Source organism: Burkholderia sp. lig30 (genome assembly GCF_000687455.2).
In the GTDB taxonomy this organism is placed as follows: domain Bacteria; phylum Pseudomonadota; class Gammaproteobacteria; order Burkholderiales; family Burkholderiaceae; genus Burkholderia.
Genome location: NZ_JGVW01000053.1, coordinates 93431 through 113750 on the forward strand (window position 1 = coordinate 93431; position 20320 = coordinate 113750).

Annotated in this window: 17 protein-coding genes; 4 read left to right on the forward strand and 13 right to left on the reverse strand. The window is 64.5% G+C overall.

Translation table 11 applies throughout. From position 1 onward, the window contains the following. The first annotated feature begins 2 nt into the window (after nt 1-2). The 3 genes from narJ to LIG30_RS05495 are packed head-to-tail and all read left to right on the forward strand — an operon-like array spanning nt 3 to nt 2266. On the forward strand, nt 3-713 hold the full coding sequence (gene narJ / locus LIG30_RS05485; RefSeq protein WP_442856842.1) for a nitrate reductase molybdenum cofactor assembly chaperone: 711 nt from the start codon (nt 3-5) through the stop codon (nt 711-713). Nucleotides 714-771: 58 nt separating this feature from the next. Then, the gene (narI, locus tag LIG30_RS05490; RefSeq protein WP_038710313.1) at nt 772-1455 is read left to right on the forward strand and encodes a respiratory nitrate reductase subunit gamma; all 684 of its coding nucleotides are present in this window, start codon (nt 772-774) and stop codon (nt 1453-1455) included. 10 nt (nt 1456-1465) lie between these two features. Further along, nucleotides 1466-2266 (forward strand): peptidylprolyl isomerase, encoded by an 801-nt coding sequence (locus LIG30_RS05495; protein ID WP_038710314.1) that lies wholly within the window; start codon nt 1466-1468, stop codon nt 2264-2266. 13 nt (nt 2267-2279) lie between these two features. Here the strand turns inward: LIG30_RS05495 and LIG30_RS05500 are convergent, their stop codons facing one another. After that, nucleotides 2280-3332 (reverse strand): RNA-guided endonuclease InsQ/TnpB family protein, encoded by a 1053-nt coding sequence (locus tag LIG30_RS05500; RefSeq protein ID WP_038710315.1) that lies wholly within the window; start codon nt 3330-3332, stop codon nt 2280-2282. A gap of 89 nt (nt 3333-3421) precedes the next feature. Between LIG30_RS05500 and LIG30_RS05505 the strand changes: the two genes are divergently transcribed. Continuing rightward, nucleotides 3422-4690, forward strand: coding sequence for an MFS transporter (locus LIG30_RS05505; RefSeq protein WP_051994881.1), 1269 nt, complete (start codon nt 3422-3424; stop codon nt 4688-4690). Nucleotides 4691-4752: 62 nt separating this feature from the next. Here the strand turns inward: LIG30_RS05505 and LIG30_RS05510 are convergent, their stop codons facing one another. The 12 genes from LIG30_RS05510 to LIG30_RS05560 all read right to left on the reverse strand — a co-directional run bounded on the left by LIG30_RS05510 (nt 4753) and on the right by LIG30_RS05560 (nt 20309). Next, nucleotides 4753-6324 carry a methyl-accepting chemotaxis protein gene (locus LIG30_RS05510; protein WP_038710317.1) on the reverse strand — a complete coding sequence of 524 codons (1572 nt, stop codon included), beginning with the start codon at nt 6322-6324 and terminating at the stop codon, nt 4753-4755. A 376-nt stretch (nt 6325-6700) separates the two neighbouring features. Continuing rightward, a complete protein-coding gene (gene fliG / locus LIG30_RS05515) occupies nt 6701-7699 on the reverse strand; it encodes a flagellar motor switch protein FliG (protein WP_038710319.1) in 999 nt (332 codons plus the stop codon). Between the two features lie 684 nt (nt 7700-8383). Next, entirely contained in the window at nt 8384-9073 is a 690-nt protein-coding gene (locus tag LIG30_RS05520) for an OmpA family protein (protein ID WP_038710321.1), read from the reverse strand. Between the two features lie 60 nt (nt 9074-9133). Beyond that, nucleotides 9134-9898 carry a flagellar motor protein gene (locus tag LIG30_RS05525; protein ID WP_038710323.1) on the reverse strand — a complete coding sequence of 255 codons (765 nt, stop codon included), beginning with the start codon at nt 9896-9898 and terminating at the stop codon, nt 9134-9136. A gap of 70 nt (nt 9899-9968) precedes the next feature. Continuing rightward, complete coding sequence (locus LIG30_RS05530; RefSeq protein ID WP_038710324.1) at nt 9969-11222, reverse strand: Crp/Fnr family transcriptional regulator; 1254 nt, start codon at nt 11220-11222, stop codon at nt 9969-9971. A 193-nt stretch (nt 11223-11415) separates the two neighbouring features. Beyond that, complete coding sequence (locus tag LIG30_RS27160; RefSeq protein WP_083493917.1) at nt 11416-11631, reverse strand: GDCCVxC domain-containing (seleno)protein; 216 nt, start codon at nt 11629-11631, stop codon at nt 11416-11418. Nucleotides 11632-11670: 39 nt separating this feature from the next. Continuing rightward, a complete protein-coding gene (locus LIG30_RS05535; protein ID WP_083493918.1) occupies nt 11671-14115 on the reverse strand; it encodes a heavy metal translocating P-type ATPase in 2445 nt (814 codons plus the stop codon). Between the two features lie 75 nt (nt 14116-14190). Beyond that, complete coding sequence (cueR, locus tag LIG30_RS05540; RefSeq protein ID WP_038710327.1) at nt 14191-14592, reverse strand: Cu(I)-responsive transcriptional regulator; 402 nt, start codon at nt 14590-14592, stop codon at nt 14191-14193. 189 nt (nt 14593-14781) lie between these two features. Continuing rightward, nucleotides 14782-15099 (reverse strand): P-II family nitrogen regulator, encoded by a 318-nt coding sequence (locus LIG30_RS05545; RefSeq protein WP_038710328.1) that lies wholly within the window; start codon nt 15097-15099, stop codon nt 14782-14784. A gap of 127 nt (nt 15100-15226) precedes the next feature. Then, nucleotides 15227-15586, reverse strand: coding sequence for a copper-binding protein (locus LIG30_RS05550; RefSeq protein ID WP_038710329.1), 360 nt, complete (start codon nt 15584-15586; stop codon nt 15227-15229). Further along, nucleotides 15583-18789: an efflux RND transporter permease subunit gene (locus tag LIG30_RS05555; protein WP_038710331.1), complete on the reverse strand. Its 3207-nt coding sequence runs from the start codon at nt 18787-18789 to the stop codon at nt 15583-15585. Before LIG30_RS05555 ends, LIG30_RS05550 begins: the two co-directional genes overlap by 4 nt. Next, on the reverse strand, nt 18786-20309 hold the full coding sequence (locus tag LIG30_RS05560) for an efflux RND transporter periplasmic adaptor subunit (RefSeq protein WP_038710426.1): 1524 nt from the start codon (nt 20307-20309) through the stop codon (nt 18786-18788). Before LIG30_RS05560 ends, LIG30_RS05555 begins: the two co-directional genes overlap by 4 nt. Nucleotides 20310-20320: the final 11 nt, after the last annotated feature.

Sequence of the window (20320 nt, forward strand, 5' to 3'; positions counted from 1 at the left end):
TGATCGCCATCGCCACGCCCCAGCCGCCCGGCATCGTGTTTTCCGTGCTGGCCGCGCTGCTCGAGTATCCGGACGACGCGCTCGTCGCGGCATTGCCGGAAGCGCGCGCGCTGTTGCTCGACGAGCGCGCGTTGCCGCGCGACGCGCGCGCCGGTCTCGCGCGCTTTTTCGACTACTGCGGCGAGCGCGACCTGTTCACGCTGCAGGAGAACTACGTCGCGCTGTTCGATCGCGGACGCGCCACGTCGCTCCATCTGTTCGAGCACGTCCACGGCGAATCGCGCGACCGCGGACAGGCGATGGTCGATCTGCTGCAGACCTACGAGCGGCACGGCCTGTATCTGGATGCGAACGAGCTGCCCGACTATCTGCCGGTGTTTCTCGAATACCTGTCGCGCCTGCCGACAAAGGAAGCACGCGCGCTGCTCGCCGAGACCGGCGAGATCCTGCAGTCGATCGCCACGGCGCTCGGCAAGCGCGCGAGCCCCTACGCGTTCGTGGCCGGCGCGCTGCTTGCGCTCGCGGGACGCGACGGCGCTGCGCTCCCGCCCGGCATCGACACGGCCGGCGACGACGCGCATACGCCGCCCTCGGCTGCCGACTATCGCGCGCTGGACGCCGCGTATGCGGACGAGCCGGTGCGCTTCGTCGGCGCGGCGGCGCCGGCCGTGGAGCCGGTGCGCTTTCACGACCGCCGGCCCGCGCGCCGATGACGACACGACGGCCTTGTCCGCGCGGCGAGCGCGGCAACCCTGCTTCAGGAGAATCGCGATGAGCGGCTACTTCCATCAGTTCCTGTTCGGCATCTACCCCTACCTCTGCCTGGCCGTGCTGCTGCTGGGCAGCTTGGTGCGCTTCGACCGCGAGCAGTACACGTGGAAGAGCGACTCGTCGCAACTGCTGCGGCACGGCGCGCTGCGCGTCGGCAGCAACCTGTTCCACTGGGGCGTGCTGGTCGTCGTGCTCGGTCATTTCGGCGGCTTTCTCGCGCCGCACTGGCTCGTTTCGCCGTTCCTGTCGGCGTCGGGACACCAGCTCGTCGCGATGGTGGGAGGCGGCGCGGCGGGCGCGGCGGCGATCGCCGGCCTGACGATCCTGATCCACCGTCGGCTGTTCGACGCCCGCATTCGCCGCAACAGCCGCGTGTCCGACATCGCGATCGTGCTGATGCTGTGGGCGCAGCTCGCGCTCGGCCTCGGCACCGTGTGGCTGTCGCTGCATCACATGGACGGCGTGCTGTTCGAATGCCTCACCGATTACGTGAAAGGCATCGTGACGTTCCGGCCCGGCGTCGCCGCCTTGCTGGACGGCGTGCCGCTCACGTACCGGATGCATATCGCGCTCGGCTTCACGATCTTTCTCGTGTCGCCGTTCACGCGGATGGTGCACATCTGGAGCGGCATCGCGTCGGTCGCGTACCTGATCCGCCCGTACCAGCTCGTCCGCAAGCGTTGAGGTAGCCGCCATGGATATCGCTCACGACACCGCGCGGCCCGATGCCGCGCACACCGATACGCCACGCGTGAACGGCGTGGCGATCGACGCCGCGTCGATCGACGCGGAACGCGCGCATCATGAAGACGAAGCGGACCCGCGCGCGGCGGCCTGCCGCGCGCTCGCGATCCGCGAGTTGCTGCGGCAGCGCGCCGTCGCGCTGGCCCTGCTCGACGCGCAGGCGCCGCTCGACGATGCCGCGCTCGACGCGCTGCTCGAATGTGAACTGCAGGTGCCGAAGGCGACGCGCGCCGACTGCGAACACTACTACCGCCTTCATCCCGCGCGGTTTCGACGCAACGACATCATTCACGCGAGTCACATCCTGTTTGCGGTGACGCGCCGCGCGCCGCTCGCGCTGGTGCGGCGCAAGGCCGAGGAAACACTCGATCGATTGCGCGTGGAGCCGCAGGCGTTCGACGCGCTCGCGCGCGACGTGTCGAATTGCCCGTCGGCGGCGGTGGGCGGCAGCCTCGGCCAGTTGCTGCGCGGCGACAGCGTGCCGGAATTCGAGCGCGCGCTGTTCGATTCGGCCGACCTCGGCATCCTGCCGCGCCTCGTCAACACCCGCTTCGGCTTTCATGTCGTGCGCATCGATCGCCGCATCGACGGCGACGCGCAGCCTTTCGAAGCGGTCGAAGCCGACATCGCCGCGTTTCTCGAGCTGCGCGTGCGCCACAAGGCGATGCAGCAGTATGTCGCGGTGCTCGCCGGCCAGGCGCGGATCGAAGGCGTCGAGCTCGGCGACGCGAACGGCCCCCTCATTCATTGACGTCCTCCGCCGCCTAAAGGCGGCGGATTCCCACACCTGGCGATGCACGTCCGCATCGGAGAATGTTCAGCGCAGCATTGGTATCACGATCATGTACGACACCGCAGTCACTGCAGGTCCATTCCCTTATTCGCAGTCCCGCGATACCTTTCGGCCGCGTCGTGCTGTCTTTCGAACCGCACGCCGAACAGGACTGGGTCGAACCGCTTTCGTCCACTTCCTCGAACGTGACTCCGTGCGCCATCGCCTTGTAACGGAGCTTGTCCCGGAAGGACGACCAGGATGCGTCGTAGACGCTCTTCGCCATCCTGGTTCTGGCGAGTTTCGCGGCCGACACGTTGCCGACCGCGATGTAATCGAATCGCCGCACCAGATCGAGCGCGAGCTTGTGCTGGAAATCCGCACGGGCATTCGCCACCCGGGCATGCAGCTTCGCAATATGCCGCTTGTGCTTGCGCGCCCGCTGTGCCTTCGCCAGCTTGTCGGCTGCGCGCCGGCCGTACCGATCATTGGGCAGTTTCTCGCCCGTCGAAAGTGTGGCGAACTCTTTCAGGCCGAGATCGATGCCGACACCGGAACGGATCGGGCGCGCTGGAACATCGGGCATCTCGATCACGATATTGAGGAACCAGTGGCCGCGCGCGTCCTGCGCGAAGTTGGTGCCGTCCTTGATCTTGCCTTCGGGAAGCGGCCGGCTGCTGAACACCCGGAAAGTGTTGCCGGCAAAGCGAAACGCGTTGCCCTCGCGCTTCAGGTCGCGGCCCTTCAGCGGCACCCAGCCCAGCGATTTCCTGCCGCGATAGCGCAGGTAAGGGCGGCGGTGCTGGCTGCGCGACTTCGCGTATTGCTCGCACGTTGCGTTGACCGTGCCGGAATGGATGCCGAGCTCCTTGCTGCTGCCGGTCGTCAGCACGTTCAGATCGAATCCGCTCGGCCACTTCTTGCCCCACTTGAGCGCGTGCTTCTGCGTGTCGTTGCAGAAGTTCCACACGTAGTTCACCGCGCGACTCTGCTTGTTCAGCAAGCCGTTGAGCGACTTCACCCGGTAGCGGTAGACAAGGATCATACCGGTGATCCTAACCCGTGGAGAAAGCTGTCTGTCAACAGCACTCCTTTCCTCCCCGCCATGAATGGCGGGGTTTCTCGGAGAAACTGATGAAATTACGCGAGAATCCCGTGCCCGTTTCGGGGGAAGTCGCCGTGTCGCACCGCGCGTGGTCCGTCCTGCTGGCGAGCACCCTCGCCTTCATGGTCTGTTTCGTCGTGTGGATGATGTTCGGCGTCCTTGGTGTCCAGTTGCGCGAGGACCTGCACCTGAACAGCACCGAATTCGGCATGCTGACGTCGACGCCGGTGCTGACGGGCGCGCTGATGCGGCTGCCGCTCGGCGCGTGGACCGACCGCTTCGGCGGCCGGATCGTGATGACGGTGCTGCTCGTCGTGTGCGCGATACCGGTCTATGCGGTCAGCTACGCGACCGCGCTCTGGCAATTCCTGGTGATCGGGCTCTTTCTCGGCTGCGTCGGCGCATCGTTCGCGGTCGGCACGCCCTATGTCGCGCGCTTTTTCCCGCCGGCCCGGCGCGGTTTCGCGATGGGCTTCTTCGGCGCGGGCACCGTCGGCGCGGCAGTCAACCTGTTCGTCACGCCGGTGCTCCAGGCCGCGTATGGCTGGCGCTTCGTGCCGCGCGCGTACGCGCTTGCGCTGCTCGTGACCGCGGCGATCTTCTGGCTGATGTCGGCACGCGACCCGGGCGCGGGCAAGGCACGCGGCTCGTGGCTCGAATCGCTCCGGGTGCTGCGCGACCCGCGCGTGTGGAAGCTGTGCCAGTACTATTCGATCACGTTTGGCGGCTTCACCGCGCTTTCGCTGTGGATTCCACAGTATCTGAAGGCCGAGTACGGCATGTCGCTGGTGGCGGCCTCCGCGTTCGCGGCGGGCTTCTCGTTGCCGGGTTCCGTGCTCCGCGCGGTCGGCGGCGCGCTCGCGGACCGGTTCGGCGCGCACAGCATCACGTGGTGGGGACTGTGGGTCGCGTGGATCTGCCTCTTTCTCCTCTCCTATCCGCCGACCGATTTCGTCATCCACACGCTCGACGGAACCGTCGCGCTGCATCTTCGCACGCCGATTGCCGCCTTCGTCGCGCTGACCTTCGTGCTGGGCGCCGTGTTCGCGTTCGGCATGGCGTCGACGTTCAAGTACGTGGCGGACGACTTTCCGGACAACATGGGCGTCGTGAGCGGCATCGTCGGGCTGGCCGGCGGCCTGGGCGGCTTCCTGCTGCCGATCATCTTCGGTACGCTGGTCGATCTGCTCAGGGTTCGCTCGACGTGCTTCATGTTCCTTTACGGGGTCGTCTGGGTGTCGCTGACGCTCATCTATCTCGCCGAAGTGCGTCGCACGCCCGTGATCGGGACTCGCTGAACGCGGGGGGAAGGCAAGGCGCGCGCCGCCCTTCCCCGGGCGCGCGCCTCGCCGCCGCATCGTCAGGACGGGTCGGTGGCGAGCCGGAACACGTGCACGGCCGTCTCGAGCGCCCCGGTTTGCTGCTGCATGCTGGCCGACGCGGCCGCGGCCTCCTCGACCAGCGCCGCGTTCTGTTGCGTCATTTCATCCATGTGACCGACCGCGCGGTTGACTTCGCCGATCCCGGTGCTCTGCTCGCTGCTCGCCCGGCTGATCTCCGCCATCAGCCGGGTGACGTCCTCGACCGACGCGACGATTTCCGTCATGTTGCCCCCGACCTGGCCGATCAATTCGGCGCCCGCGTTGACCTTGCCGACCGCACTCGTGATCAGCGCCTTGATTTCCCGGGCCGCATCGGCGCTGCGCTGCGCGAGGCTCCGCACCTCTTGCGCGACCACCGCGAAACCGCGGCCTTCCGCGCCCGCCCGCGCCGCCTCGACCGCGGCATTCAGCGCCAGGATGTTCGTCTGGAACGCGATGCCCTCGATCGTGCCGATGATGTCGGCCACCCGGTTCGACGTGCTGCGAATGTCCCCCATGGTATCGACCGCCTGGCGCATCAGCGTCGCGCCGCGGGTGGCGGAATCGGATGTCGAGCCGGCGAACTCGTGCGCCTGGCGCGCATTGTCCGCGTTGTTGTGCACGGCCGACGTCAATTGATCCATCGCGGCCGCCGTCTGTTCGAGCGAGCCGGCCTGGGCTTCGGTGCGCGACGACAGGTCCGCGTTGCCGGCAGCGATCTGGCGGGCCGCCGTGGCGAGGCTGTCCGTCGATCGGCGGACGTTGTTGACGAGACTGGCGAGGCCGACGTTGATGCCGTTCAGCGCGTCCAGAATCACGCCGATTTCATCGCCGCGTCTGACCGGCAATTGCGTCGACAGGTCGCCTGCCGCGAGGCGCCGCGCGGCGACCGACGCTTCGAGCAACGCGCGGGACACCATCCACCTCACCGACGCATGCACCCACAGCCCGATCAGGCCCGCAATCACGAGGCTCGTTACGATGTCGGCCGTGCCTGCGCCGCGGGCGCCGGGCGACCCGATCAGACCGGCCAGCGCGCAGCGCCCCAGCAGCAGCGCCGCCGCGCCGCCGGCCGCGACGAGCCCGAGCTTCTCCGCCACCGTCAGCATCCTCGTCCGGCTGATATCGACGCCGACGGAAAACACGCCGACGACATTGCCGCGCTCATCGGTAATCGGCCGGTAATCGACGATGAATTTCTTGCCGGCCAGCACCGTGTAGCCGTAATAGCCGCGCCCGCCGCGATTGAGCGCGTAGGCGGGGTGCGAACGATCCATCACCACGCCGACCACGCGCATGCCCTTCGCATCCTTCACGTTGGTCGCGACACGCACCAGATCGTCGCCGGCAAGCACGAAAATCGATGAAATCCCGCCCGTATCCTCGCCCCACTGATCGAGCATCGCGTGATTCAGATTGACCTGCTGCGCGCCGCTCATCAGTGTCGGCGTGCTTCGATCCGCGACCCTGACTTCGTTCGACGAATCCAGTGAAAAACCCTCCGGATAACGCGCCTGCAAGGATTTATACAGATGATGCACCCTTTGTTGCAGTGAGATAGCCTTGATCATGTCGAATGTCCATTATGTAAATGCTCTCCGCGGATAATCGTCCATTACCCGCGATGAGCCTGTCTCCTGTTTTCTATAACGGAACATTCAGGCCCAAGTTTAGAAACGCATTCACTTACGCCGGATCAGATTTCGGCTCATGGGCTTTCACCGCAGGCGGGACGGGCATCGGGAGTTTTCAAAGGCCGTGCGCGCCGATCATTCGCATTCAGGATCATCCTGATTGACAGGACATTAGGGGGAGGGGGAGGGAAAAGCAGGAATACTCAAGCTCGCGATGACAATGCACCGGCCAGTCGGGTATTTTCAAAAAATAAAGCCGGCACACACGCGTATCGCAACGGAACGCGCGGCACCGGCCTTCGACTTCTTCGACTTACGAAACGTAGGCGTCTTCGGGGCGCTTCCCGATCGCAATCCGCCCTTCTTCGGAAAGCTTGCGGACGATCTGCAGGATTTCCCGCTGCTTCTCCTCGACCTCGGAGACACGCACCGGGCCCATTGAATTGATGTCCTCGACGAACAGCTCGGCGGCACGCTTCGACATGTTCCCGACGAACTTCTGCCGCAACTGGGCATCGGAGCCCTTGATCGCGACGATCAGCGTCTGCGCGTCGACTTCCTTCAGCAGCAGCTGGATCGCCGTATTGTCGAGATCCTGCAGATTGTCGAACGTGAACATCTTGTCGAGAATCTCTTGCGCGAGATCCGAGTCGTATTGGCGCACGTTCTCCAGTACGCTCTGCTCGAACGCGCTCTGCATGAAGTTGATGATTTCCGCGGCCGCGCCGGCGCCGCCGATCGGGCTGCGCCGGATGGTGTCGCCACCCGACAGCAGGTCCTTCAGCACGTCGTCGAGCTCTCTCAGCGCGATCGGCTGGATGCCGTCGAGGGTCGCGATACGCAGCAGCACGTCGTTGCGCAGGCGCTCCGGAAAGCTCGACACGACTTCGCACGCCTGATCCGCATCGAGGTGCACCAGCACCGTCGCGATGATCTGCGGATGCTCCTTCTTCACCAGCTCCGCCACCGACGCCGCGTCCAGCCACTTCAGGCCTTCGATGCCGGTTGTCTCGTTCCCGCCCAGAATCCGCTCGAGGACCTGGCCGGCCTTGTCTTCGCCAAGCGCCGAGGTCAGCACGGAGCGCAGGTAGTCGTCCGAGTCGAGTGCGAAGGCGGTCTGGCTCTCCGAATCGCGGACGAACATTTCGAGCGTATCGCTCACCTGCTCGCGCGTCAGGTTCTTCAACGCCGCCATCGCGGCGCCGACCTTCTGAACCTCGCGCGGCCCCAGAAACTTGAATATCTCGGCGGCATGCTCCTGGCCCAGGGCCATCAGCAGAATCGCGCTACTCTTGATGCCTTCAGCGTTCACAGGAAATCCAGGTCTTGATAATGGCCGCAACCAGATCGCTTTTCAGTATTCGCCCCACAGACGCCGCGCATCGATGCACGTCTGAAGCCCGGGGGCTGCGATCGTTGCCCCGCCGGCGATATCTCAAGCCGCTCAAGCCGCTTGCGACACCCTGATACGAACCCAACAAGCCATTCGCCCATCGCGCAGTTTGCCCGCGCAAACGTTCGCGATCCAAAACGGCAAAAAAACGTTCCCGCCATCCTCTGCGACCGTGCGTTTCATCGCCGTGCTCGACACACGATTCCGCCCCATATCAGAACATGCTTGCGCATTCAGGGAGACGAAGAACCGCAGGACGAACAACCGATCGACATGGAACACGGGGGAACGATCCGGCCCTTTTGAAGCAACAGGCCTGACACGCCCAGACATTCCGCGCTTCGAACGACTCGTCTGGGCACGGTATTATGTGCACACGCCTTATTCGAGTCAAGCGGCCGGCAGGCCGCTCCCGCATGCCCCGGAATCGTGCTTTTTCGCCGGGATACGCAGGAAATGACGCCCACATGACACCCTGATCAATGGCAGGTCGCCGATGCGGGCGGCACGACATGGGCGCGGCAGCCGCCCGGTTCCGGAACGCGCGGACGACCGAGCGGACCGCAAGCAGCCAGGGGGCCACGCCCCCCTTCAGGCGCCCGCTCAATACTGCACGATGATCGCCACGCGCCGGTTCGCCGCCCGCGAAGCCGCGTCGTCCCCCACTGCCAGCGGGAAATTGTCCGCGCGCCCGATCGCGGCCATGCGGTGGGGCTCGACACCCCGATCGACCAGATACCGCACCACCGCGCCGGCCCGCGCGGACGACAGCTCCCAGTTCGATTCGTACTTGGCGTTGGAAATCGGCAGGTTGTCCGTATGCCCTTCGACGAGGATATTGCTCGCCGAATCCTGCTTCAGCACCTGCGCGATCCGGTTCAACGCGTCGAACGAATCCGGCAGCAGCCTCGCGTCGCCGAAATTGAACAGGATCCTGGCGTTGATACCGATTTCGACACCGTGCGAGACGTTCGTCACCGTGATCTGCCCTTGCCGGTGCAGCGCATCCAGCAGCGTAAGCAGCTCCTTGCGGGCATTCTGCTGCGCGCGGGTGGCCTGCCCCGCGGCGCCGCGCTGTTGCGCCGCCTGGCTCTCGAGCGTCTGGTACCGCACCTCGAGCGTCTTGTACCTGGCGAGCTGCAGCACATAGAGCGCCACGAACAGCACCATCAGCGTGGTGATGAGATCCGCATAGGAGATCAGCCAGCGCCCGTGGTGCGTGCTTTCGCCGCCGTCTTCGTCGTGATCGGCCACGGCCGACGCCGCGCGCTTGTTACCGAAGGGCATTTGCATACGTTAGAACCTGCTTCCGAACTGCGTTGCGTCGGCCCGGCCCGACCGGCCGGGCGCGCCTCAAGCGAGCGACTCGGCGGCCCGCCCGCGGACGTCGCCGGTCAGGCGCGTTTCGATCATCTGGGGCGATTCCTTCCGCGAGATCGCGAGCAAGCCGTCGAGATAGAGCTTGCGGAACCGCACCTCGCTCTCCACCTGCCCGCGCAGCTTTCCATACAACGGCAGGAACACCAGGTTGGCGAGCCCGAGACCGTACAGCGTCGCGACAAACGCCAACGCGATCCCGGACCCGAGCTGCGCGGGCTCGAGAATATGGTTCGTGACCTGGATCACCCCGAGCACCGAGCCGAGGATGCCGAACGTCGGCGCATAGCCGCCCGCCTGCTGCCAGACACGCGCCGCCGACATGTGACTGCGCTCGTACGCGTCCAGCTCGCGCTGCAGCGCGTCTTCGAGCACCGCGGTCGGCACGCCGTTGGCGAGCAATTCGAGGCCGCGCCGCGCGAACGGGTGAATGCCGGTGACATCCATCGACTCGAACGCGAGCAGCCCGTTCAGCTTCGCCTGGTCGCCCCATTCGAGCAGATCCGACAGGCTCTTTCGGTCGACTTGCCGCGCCTGCACGAACGCGAGGCGCAACTGCTTCAGCGCGTCGAAGAAGCGCGACCACGTGCTCTGGATCATCACCGCGCCGAGCGTGCCGCCGAACACGATGACGAAGGCTTCGAGCTGGAACAGCGTCGAGAGATGACCGCCCTCGAGCGTATACCCGAAAACGATCGCCATCGCGGCGAACACCACCCCGAACAGCGTCAACAAATCCATGTCTTTCCCCGACCGGCTGCAGTCACACGGCAGCCGGAATCAATGACGAGCCGTTACGTCCCGAAGCGATTCACTGCGCGGCGCCGGCAGACGGCTCCGGCTTGGCGGCAGGCGCCTTGATCGCGCGCACGGCATCGAGCAGCTGCTGCTCGATCTCCACGACCTCGACCGGATCGATCTTGATGTCGCGCCGCATCACCCACGACACCTCGTTTCTCCGGGCTTCCGTCATGACCGACAACAGCCGGTCCCCGACGGCCTGGTCGCCGAGGCTTGCGATGAGCTTGGCGAGATCGTACGTGTCGAAGGCGCTCACGACGTCGAACAACGTGCGCTGATCGACCATCATCAGATCGTCGAGCGACTCGATCTCGCCGAGCCGGCGGGCATTGCGCCGCGAGAAATAGGCGACGCCCTTTTGCTCGACGTAGTTCAGCACGCGGGATTTCCGGAACGCGAATACGTCGTCGGCGATCTCGCCGTGCGACAGCTTGTTGAGGATCATTTTCCGGTCGACGCCGATCAGCGATTCGAGATCACTGAGTTCGATCAGCTCGAGATCGCTGTTGATCGCCATGTCGAGATCGTGGTCCGCGACCTGCTGGGCGCGGTCGGCGATGCGCGCGGAATCGAACGTGACGACCTGGCGAGCGGCCGCGCCGTCGCTCACGGTATGTTCCGGCGCCACGCTGGCCAGTTGATCCGCGGTGCCGGCCTCGATCGTGACAAGGTTGAGCTTTTCCATCCGCTTGAGCATCGCCATCACGTGCGGGCGCGAATGGCCGGCGATCGCACGGCACTTCCTGATCACCTCCGAGAGCGGCACCGAGACTTCGTCGACCTGCACCTGCATCGACCGCCGCGCCCACGAGTCGCCGCCATCGCGCCGCGCCGGGCCCGCCATCAGCGCCAGCACGTGCGCGTAGGACAGCACGCCCGGCAGGAAGTCAGCATGCGTATAGGTCGCGAGCAGATCGTCCTTGCGCTTCACCCGGCGAATCATCGTTCGCAGGATATGGCGCAGCAGCGGCGACGTGCGCTCGGTTTCCTCCTCCACCGTAGCGGCCGGCACCACCGTCAGCTGGCAGAAGGTGAGCGCCTTGGCGGTGTTGCCGCGCGGCTCGTCGGCTGAAAGAAGCGCGGTCTCGCCGAAGAATTCGCCTCGCCCCAGCGTGGCGATGATGACTTTCTTCTCGTCGCAGCGCGTGGACAGCTCGACCTTGCCGTCCGCGATCAGATAGATGACGCGCTCGCCGACGTAACCTTCCGAATAAATGACTTCGCCCGGAGCCGCCGTGCGCGACCACGATTGTTGACTGTTCAAGCTTGATTCCCCGCAACGCTGATTACTCGACCGGCTGGCTGCGGCTTGCGCATGCTCGCCGGAGGCTAGGCTGTGGCCGAGTTAACGACATCCGGACCGGGAATCTTTAGCGGGTTGTCATGCGGGGTTCACGTAGCGGACGTGAACCGGGCGGCGCGCGGCTCCGGCGATTCGTCGGGAAAATGAAAGATAATCAGCGCCGGCAGCAGGGACCTGCCTGCTGCACCGGAGGACACGGGACGCTGCCGAACGAACAGTACACGCAACAGTCCCCCGGCTTGGGCCGAAGGACCGTCCGGCAGTTCTCGCACTCGTAAGACCATATGCAGGCATCGGCAGGCATGGTCTCGTGCTTCGCGTGCCCGCACACCGGGCACGTGATGATCGACTCCAGAACGACTGTATTCATTGCTTTGGCTCAATGACGCCCGGCGGGCAGGCGATTGCATCAGGTCTTCGCATTGCGCAGCCGTAGTGCGTTTGAAATGACGGATGCCGAACTCAAGCTCATCGCCAGCGCTGCAATCATCGGCGAGAGCAACAGGCCGGTGAACGGATACAGCACGCCTGCCGCCAAAGGGACGCCAAGCGCGTTGTAGACAAACGCGAAGCCGAGGTTCTGCTTCATGTTGCGGACGGTTGCCTCGGACAGTTCCCGAGCGCGCGCGATACCGCGCAAATCGCCCTTGACGAGCGTGACTTGCGCGCTGCTCATCGCGACATCGGTGCCGGTTCCCATCGCCACGCCGACATCGGCCTTCGCGAGCGCCGGTGCATCGTTAATGCCGTCCCCGGCCATCGCCACGACATGTCCGGCGTGTTGAAGCTTCGTCACCAGGTCGAGTTTGTCGGCGGGCTTGACCTCGCCGTGAAATTCATCGACGCCGAGTTTTTCGGCAACCGCCCTCGCCGTCACCACACCATCGCCGGTCGCCATCACGACGCGGATGCGATTTTCCTTCAATGTCGCGAGCGCTTCCGGCGTGGTTGTCTTGATCGGGTCGGCGACCGCCAACAGTCCGGCCAGGCGACCATCGACCGACAAGTACATGACACTGGCGCCTTGTGCGCGCATACGGTCCGCTTCCTGCGCCAGCGGCTCGACGGACACCTGGTCGGCCTGCATCAGCACCGTGTTGCCGAGCGCCAGCCGACGGCCAGCGACCCGCCCGCGCACACCGATGCCTGTCGCGGATTCGAAGGCCTCCGCCCGGTCCAGCGCAAGACCTTTTTCGCGTGCTGCCTTCACGATGGCGGCAGCCAGCGGATGCTCGCTGCCCTGGTCCAGGCTCGCGGCCAGCCGCAGCACCTCCTCGTCCGCGAATCCGTTTGCGCCCGCGGCGCGCTCGAACGCGGGACGGCCCTCGGTCAGCGTTCCCGTCTTGTCGACGATGAGGACGTCGACCTTGCGCAGATTCTCGATGGCGGCCGCGTCGCGGAAGAGCACCCCGCTTGACGCCCCCTTGCCGCTCGCCACCATGATCGACATCGGCGTCGCGAGCCCGAGCGCGCAAGGACACGCAATGATGAGCACCGCGACCGCATTGATGAGACCGAATACCCAGCTGGGCTCGGGCCCGGCGATACCCCACACGAAGAACGTCAAAAGCGCGACGCTCACGACGCCGATGACGAACACGCCGGCCACCTTGTCCGCCATTCGCTGCATGGGCGCGCGAGAACGCTGCGCCTGCGCGACCATCTGCACGATTTGCGACAACACCGTCTGGGAGCCGACCTTTTCAGAGCGAATGACCAGACTGCCGGCCGCATTCATCGTCGCACCAATGACGTGGTCGCCGACGCGCTTCGTGACCGGAATGGGCTCGCCGGTGATCATGGACTCGTCCAGCGAACTCGAGCCATCGGTCACGACGCCATCCACGGGGACTTTCTCGCCGGGCCGAACACGCAGCAGATCGCCCACATGCACGTGGCCCAGCGGGATGTCCTCCTCGGAGCCATCCAGGTTGATGCGGCGCGCCGTCTTCGGCGCGAGGCCCAGAAGCGCCTTGATCGCCGCTGACGTCTGCGAACGCGCCTTCAGCTCCAGCAATTGGCCCAGAAGCGTAAGAGAGATGATGACCGCCGCGGCCTCGAAATACACGCTGACGCGCCCGTGCGCGCTGTACGTCTCCGGGAACAGCCCGGGAAAGACCGTCGCGATGACGCTGTAAACGTAAGCCGCGCCAGTCCCGAGCCCGATGAGCGTCCACATGTTCGGACTGCGATTGATGAACGAACGCACGCACCGCGCAAAGAACGGGAAGCCGGCCCAAAGGACAACGGGCGACGAAAGCGCGAATTCGACCCAGCTCTCGGTCGATGCCGGCATCCATTCGAACGCGTGACCGAACATCGCCAGCACGAAGACGACCGCCGTCAGCGGCAGTGTCCACCAGAATCGGTGCCGGAAATCGACCAGCTCGGGATTTTCGCTTTCCTCCAGATTCGGCAGAATCGGTTCGAGCGTCATGCCGCACTTCGGGCACTGGCCCGGATGGTCCTGACGGATTTCCGGGTGCATGGGGCACGTGTAGAGGGTGCCCTCCGGCATGGGCGCCGGCGACTCCGCCATCGATGGCGCGACGTATTTCGCCGGCGCCGCCTGAAATTTCGTCAGGCAGGCCTGGCTGCAAAAGAAGTAGGGCTTCGCGTCGTATTCGCTGCGGAAGCGCGATGTCTCCTTGACCGGCATCCCGCACACGGGGTCGTGAAGCTGCGCCCCCTCGGCGCCAGGGTCGCGGCGTGCCTCGCCGTGATGCGCATGCGCGTCATGCTCATCCTGACCGGAATGATGGTGCTCACACGTGTCGTGGACATAATGTGTACCTGACGCGTGCGCTGAAACCGGCTGCTGATGTGGCCCGTGGGCTTCACGTTGACCGTTCATCTTGGCGCTCCTTCGTTATTTGCACTGAATCGGGGTTATTCATACCCGGTTTGCGAGCCAGTCTTCTGTCCTGAGTCAATCGCAATGCGTTTGCCCGGCCAACTCGGCCAATATCGGACAGTCCGGGCGCGAGTCGCCCTTGCAGTGCTCGGCCAGATACTGGAGTGTGTCCCGCATTTCGACGAGTTCGCGGATACGCTCGTTCAGGTCGTCGATGTGCTGCGTCACGAGCTGCTTGACCTCGCTGCTGGGACGCTCCCGGTCTTCCCAGAGCGCCAGCAATGCCGAAATCTGTTTGGTCGAAAAACCAAGATGTCGCGCCCGGCGCACGAAGCGGAGGACTTCGACATCCTTGGCCGTGTAGACCCGGTAGTTCGACTCCGTCCGCGTCGCAGGCCGGATGAGTCCGGCCTCTTCATAGTGACGAATCATCTTCGCTGAAACGCCAGAAGATTTCGCGACCTCGCCGATATTCATGCGTCTCTCCTTCAGTGGAACTCCCACCATCTGATGAACTGCATCTTCAACCTTCCCACATTGGGAGAGTCAAGGGCGCCGGTATCACCGCACCAGGACTCAGGCGGCCCACCGGATAAGTCAGTCATTCCAGGTGAGAGACTTCCTGCGCAGCACGCGCTGTTTGCCCCAGGTGGAGCCGATGTGGCGTCAAGGTGCCGAAGCCGCAGCCGTCCGCACACGCCAGAAACGCTCAACAGGAATGACGGCCACGATTCCATCCCCTCCCGATTGTTCGTTTGCGACACTGATTATTTCCTTCGTAATCGCGTCGACGTTATCCGCTGCCGTGAAGACTTCAATCTTGATGTGCTCCGTCGTCCAGTCGCTGGCGAAGAGATTGGGGTGCACACCAAATCCCCTGACGCTGGTCACCGTCATTCCGTGAATGTGCAGCGCGCACAGTCGTCTTTCGAGCACGTTCAACGCGTCGGGACGCACCACCGCGATAACGCATTTCAGTTCCATGGCATTCTCCTGTTTCCGAATACGGGCGGCGGCCGTTCATCCCTTTGACACCCATAGTGCGTTGACGGCCGCCTCACTCTGTCCCGCATCCTGAATTCCGGCCTGCGTCAGCGATATCAGCACACCGTCAGGACTGCTTCACCAGCTTCACGATGGTGAGCGTTCCGTTGATGCTCTCGACACGGACCTTGACCTTGTCGCCCTCGTGAATCCGCTTGACCATCGCGGCATCCCTGGCCTTGAACGCCATTGTCATCGGCGGCATGCCGACGTTTTCGAGTGCACCATGCTTCAGCGTGACCATGCCGCTGGCGGCATCGACCTTCTTCACCTCCGCGTCGGCGAGCATGGCATTCGACGATGTCGAAGTCGAAGCCGACGCCTTCATCGGCATGGTCATGCCGGCCATGTCATCGCCAGCAAATGCCGGCGCAGCGAATGCGCCAATTGCGCAGAAAGCGATAGTGGTAACAAACAGCTTCTTCATTGCGTTTCTCCAGGTTGGCTAGATGGCACCTTCATGCCGGATGGGACGACATCGAACGTCTGCGACGGGTTCGGGTTTCGCGCGCGGCGGCGCTGCAACAGAAACCAGGCCGCGGGGATAACGAACATGGAAAGCAGCGGCGCAGTGACCATGCCGCCGACCATCGGGGCGGCAATACGTTGCATCACTTCGGAACCGGCACCGTGGCCGACCATGATGGGAACAAGGCCGGCCAGCACGACAGCGACCGTCATCGCCTTGGGGCGCACGCGCAGTACGGCACCTTCGCGAATCGCGTCGAACAGCAGCGCTTCCGTGAGTGGCTCGCCGGCTTCCAGCCGGCGGTTCAACGCGCCCTTCAGGTATAACAGCATGACGACGCCGAATTCGGCCGCGACGCCAGCGAGCGCGATGAAGCCGACCGACGTCGCGACAGAGACCGCGTGGCCCAGCCCCCAGATCAGCCAGAAGCCGCCGACGAGCGCGAACGGCACGGTCGACATCAGCAACAGCGCGTCCGCTGCGGAATTGAACGTCAGGAACAACAGCACGAAGATGACGACGAGCGTCACCGGGATAACCGTGCGCAGCTTCGCCGCTGCTCGCTCCAGATACTCGAATTGCCCGGACCAGGCGATTGAATAGCCCGGGGGCAGCTTGACCTGCCGCGCAACGGTCTTCTGCATCGTCTGGACCGCGGACCGAAGGTCCGTGTTACGAATATCGACGTACACGTAGCCTGAGAGACGCGCATTTTCGCTACGAATCATGGGCGGGCCGTCGGCAATCGTGATGCGAGCGACGTCGCCGAGCTGGATTTGCGCGCCACGGTCCGTGACAACCGGCAGTTGCCGCAGCCTCTCGAGCGAGTCGCGGACTTCGCGCGGGTAACGGATATTGATCGGGAAGCGCTCCCGGCCGGCAATCACTTCGCCAACGTTTTCTCCGCCGACGGCCGACGAGACGACCGACTGGATGTCCGCGACTGAAAGGCCATACCGTGCGGCCGCGAGCCGGTCGATGTCGACATCGATATACCGGCCGCCGTTCAGCCGCTCCGCCAATGCCGAGGTCACACCCGGCACGCCCTTCACGGCGGTTTCGACCTGCGTCGCAATACGGTCGATTTGCGTCAGGTCGGGACCGGAAATTTTGACCCCGACCGGCGTCTTGATACCCGTGGACAGCATGTCGAGACGATTGCGAATGGGCGGCACCCACACGTTCGACAGGCCCGGCACCTTGACGGTCCGGTCCAGCTCGTCGACCAGTTTCTCCGGCGTCATGCCCGGCCGCCACTGGCTGCGCGGCTTGAACTGAATCGTTGTCTCGAACATCTCGAGCGGTGCCGGGTCCGTGGCCGTGTCGGCGCGGCCGGATTTGCCGAATACCGTCGCCACTTCAGGCACCGTCTTGATGAGCCGGTCGGTCTGCTGCAGCAACTCGGACGCTTTCTCCGCCGAAATTCCCGGCAGCGCGGTCGGCATGTACAGCAAATCGCCCTCGTCGAGCGGCGGCATGAACTCGCCCCCAAGACGGGAAACCGGGATGAGGGTCAGCGCGAGAGCCACGCCTGCCAGGCCGATGGCGAGCCAGGGGCGCATCAGTGTTGCCTCGAGCAGCGGCTTGTACAGCCGAATCAGCACGCGGTTGATGGGGTTCGCGCTCTCGTGCGGAATGCGTCCACGGATGAGATATCCCATCAGCACCGGCACGAGCGTCACCGACAATCCGGCAGCGGCGGCAATCGTGTACGTCTTCGTGAATGCAAGTGGCGAGAACAGCTTGCCTTCCTGACCTTCCAGTGAGAACACCGGAATGAACGACAGCGTGATGATGAGCAGCGAGAAGAACAGCGCCGGCCCGACTTCCGCCGCGGAGGTCGCGATGAGCTCCCAGCGATGCGCCGTCGACATCGGCACACCCGTGTTCTCGTGCTCATACGCCTCCAGGTGCTTGTGCGCGTTTTCTATCATCACGATGGCCGCGTCAATCATCGCGCCAATGGCAATCGCGATGCCGCCCAGCGACATCAGGTTCGCATTCACGCCCTGGTAGCGCATGACGATGAACGCGGCCAGGACGCCGAGCGGCAGCGACAGGATGGCGACGAACGCGCTTCGCATGTGAAACAGGAACACCGCGCAAACGAGCCCGACGATGATGAACTCCTCGATGAGCTTGTCCTTCAGGTTGTCCACGGCGCGTTCGATGAGCTGCGAGCGGTCGTAAGTCGTGACGATCTCGACACCGGGCGGCAGTGAGCGCTTCAGGTCGGAGAGTTTGGCCTTGACGGCGTCGATGGTCGTCAACGCGTTCTTGCCCGAGCGCATGACGATGACGCCACCCGCGACTTCTCCTTCGCCGTTCAGTTCGGCGATGCCACGACGCATCTCGGGACCCGTCTGGATGCGCGCAATGTCTCCGAGCAGCACTGGCGTACCGGCGTCATTCGTTCGCAGCACGATATTGCGGAAGTCGTCGAGCGAGCGCAGGTAACCGGACGAGCGCACCATGTACTCCGACTCGGCAAGCTCGACCACCGAGCCACCGGACTCCTGGTTGGCCTTGCCCAGCGCATCGGCCACCATGGATTGCGTAATGCCGTAGGCGCGCAATTTGTCCGGGTCCAACACGACCTGATACTGGCGCACCATCCCTCCGATGCTCGCGACCTCGGAGACGTCCGGCACCGACTTCAGTTCGAATTTGAGGAACCAGTCGTTGAGCGCGCGCAACTGCCCGAGATCGTGTTGCCCGCTCCGGTCGACGAGCGCGTACTCGTACACCCAGCCGACGCCCGTTGCATCAGGACCGAGCGAGACGGTCGCGCCTTGCAGGAGGCGGCTTTGCACTTGATTCAGGTACTCCAGCACACGCGAGCGCGCCCAGTACTGGTCCGTCCTGTCGTCGAACAGCACGTAGACGAACGCGTCACCGAACGACGAGTACGCGCGAATGGTTCTGGCGCCAGGCACGCCGAGCAGCGTCGTCGTCAGCGGATACGTGACCTGGTCCTCGACGACCTGCGGCGCCTTGCCCGGATACGACGCCTTGATGATGACCTGCGTATCCGACAGGTCCGGCAGCGCGTCGAGCGGCGTTTCCTTCAGCGAGTACACGCCCCATGCCGTCACCAGCATGGTCGCGAGCAGCACGAGGAACCGGTTGTGAATCGACCAGCGAATAAGGCGCGCAATCATTTCGCGCCTCCTGCTGGTTCAACCTTGGTAAGTTGGTAGCCGTCGTCCGTTTGCTTGAAGACGAAGTGCACGGTCTGGCCGGCCTTCACGTCCGGAAAGGCGTTGGGCGCAGGCTTGTTGAACGCCATTGTCATCGCGCCCCATCCGAGCGCGGGAACAGGTTGGTGCGAGAACGTGATGTCCGAGGCCGTCACCTTTTCGACCTTGCCAGTCGTCTCATAGGTGTGTGCGGCTGCGGCGGAGCCTGGCGTGGCGAGGCTCGCGCCGGTGCGGCTCTCCAACCGGGGGAGAACCGATTTCAGGCTGGCCTCGGAATCGATGAGGAACTGGCCGGACGCGACGACGGTATCGCCTTCGTTCAATCCGCTGAGTATCTCGGTTTCGTTGCTGACGTCATTGCCTGTGGTGACCGACGCGGGTTGAAGGCGACCGTCGCTGTTCTTCACGATGACCACCGAGCGCTTGCCCGTGGCGATGACCGCTTCGGACGGCACGAGCAGACGCGATACGGCTTTCTGGCCGCCGATGCGCACGCGCATCAACATGCCCGGCGTCAGCTTGAGCGTGCTGTTGTCGATTTCCAGACGCGCCTGCAGCGTGCGGCTGGTGGTGCTGATGCCAGGCAGCATTTCGCGGATGCGGCCCGTGAAGTGCCGGGCCGGGTCGCCGGCGAACGTCGCATCGACCGTCATGCCTGGCTGCACGCTCATCGCGAGCGCTTCCGGAATTTCGACGATGAGCCAGAGCGTCGACAAGCCGGAAATCTTCGCGAGCGTCTGCCCCGGCGCCACCATCGCACCGTCGCGAACGTTCAGTTCGCTGACGACGCCCGTCTCCGGCGACGTCAGGACGACGTGCGTTTGCGCGTTGCCGGTCCGGTCGAGGCTTGCGATGACGCCGTCGGGGATCGACAGCGCGCGCATGCGCGCCCGCGACGCGTCAAGCAGACTGCCATCCATGCCACCTCGCTTGAGCGCGAGGTATTCTTCTTGCGGTGCGAGCCAGTCCGGCACGAACAACGACGCAATCGGCGCGCCTTTGGCGATGCGCTGCATCGGCGCGCCGGCGTACAGACGGTCGATGTAGCCCGTGACGCGCGACTGAACGACGTCCGAGCGTGACTCATCGAACTGCGTCGTGCCGACCGCATCGAACCCGCCCGTCGTGTCCTGCCGGCGAACGGTCGCATAGCGGATGCCGAGATTCTGCTGCAAACCCGGGTCGATCTCGATGCCAGACGAGCTGCCGCCTTCGTCCGCGTAAACGGGCTCGAGCTGCATGTCCATGAATGGCGATTTGCCCGGCTTGTCGAAGTGCTGGTTCGGCACCATCGGGTCATGCCAGTACAGCACCTTCCTGCCGGTCTTCGCGTCAATCCTGTCGCCAGAAGCGGAGGCAGCGGTTGGTGCCGCCACTGCGCCGGTCGATGCGTGGCGCGCACCGACGAAGTAGCCTGCTCCGAGCAAGATGGCGCCGGCGAACACCGCCAGCACGGCGCGCACCAGTGGTTTGTGGGTCATGTTGTTCTCCT

Bases quoted from the DNA above. Each gene is read 5' to 3' on its own strand.
- narI (WP_038710313.1), top strand. From the start codon at position 772: ATGAGCGGCTACTTCCATCAGTTCCTGTTCGGCATCTACCCCTACCTC.
- LIG30_RS05495 (WP_038710314.1), top strand. From the start codon at position 1,466: ATGGATATCGCTCACGACACCGCGCGGCCCGATGCCGCGCACACCGAT.
- LIG30_RS05500 (WP_038710315.1), bottom strand. From the start codon at position 3,332: ATGATCCTTGTCTACCGCTACCGGGTGAAGTCGCTCAACGGCTTGCTG.
- LIG30_RS05505 (WP_051994881.1), top strand. From the start codon at position 3,422: ATGAAATTACGCGAGAATCCCGTGCCCGTTTCGGGGGAAGTCGCCGTG.
- LIG30_RS05510 (WP_038710317.1), bottom strand. From the start codon at position 6,324: ATGATCAAGGCTATCTCACTGCAACAAAGGGTGCATCATCTGTATAAA.
- LIG30_RS05520 (WP_038710321.1), bottom strand. From the start codon at position 9,073: ATGCAAATGCCCTTCGGTAACAAGCGCGCGGCGTCGGCCGTGGCCGAT.
- LIG30_RS05525 (WP_038710323.1), bottom strand. From the start codon at position 9,898: ATGGATTTGTTGACGCTGTTCGGGGTGGTGTTCGCCGCGATGGCGATC.
- LIG30_RS27160 (WP_083493917.1), bottom strand. From the start codon at position 11,631: ATGAATACAGTCGTTCTGGAGTCGATCATCACGTGCCCGGTGTGCGGG.
- LIG30_RS05535 (WP_083493918.1), bottom strand. From the start codon at position 14,115: ATGAACGGTCAACGTGAAGCCCACGGGCCACATCAGCAGCCGGTTTCA.
- cueR (WP_038710327.1), bottom strand. From the start codon at position 14,592: ATGAATATCGGCGAGGTCGCGAAATCTTCTGGCGTTTCAGCGAAGATG.
- LIG30_RS05545 (WP_038710328.1), bottom strand. From the start codon at position 15,099: ATGGAACTGAAATGCGTTATCGCGGTGGTGCGTCCCGACGCGTTGAAC.
- LIG30_RS05550 (WP_038710329.1), bottom strand. From the start codon at position 15,586: ATGAAGAAGCTGTTTGTTACCACTATCGCTTTCTGCGCAATTGGCGCA.
- LIG30_RS05555 (WP_038710331.1), bottom strand. From the start codon at position 18,789: ATGATTGCGCGCCTTATTCGCTGGTCGATTCACAACCGGTTCCTCGTG.
- LIG30_RS05560 (WP_038710426.1), bottom strand. From the start codon at position 20,309: ATGACCCACAAACCACTGGTGCGCGCCGTGCTGGCGGTGTTCGCCGGC.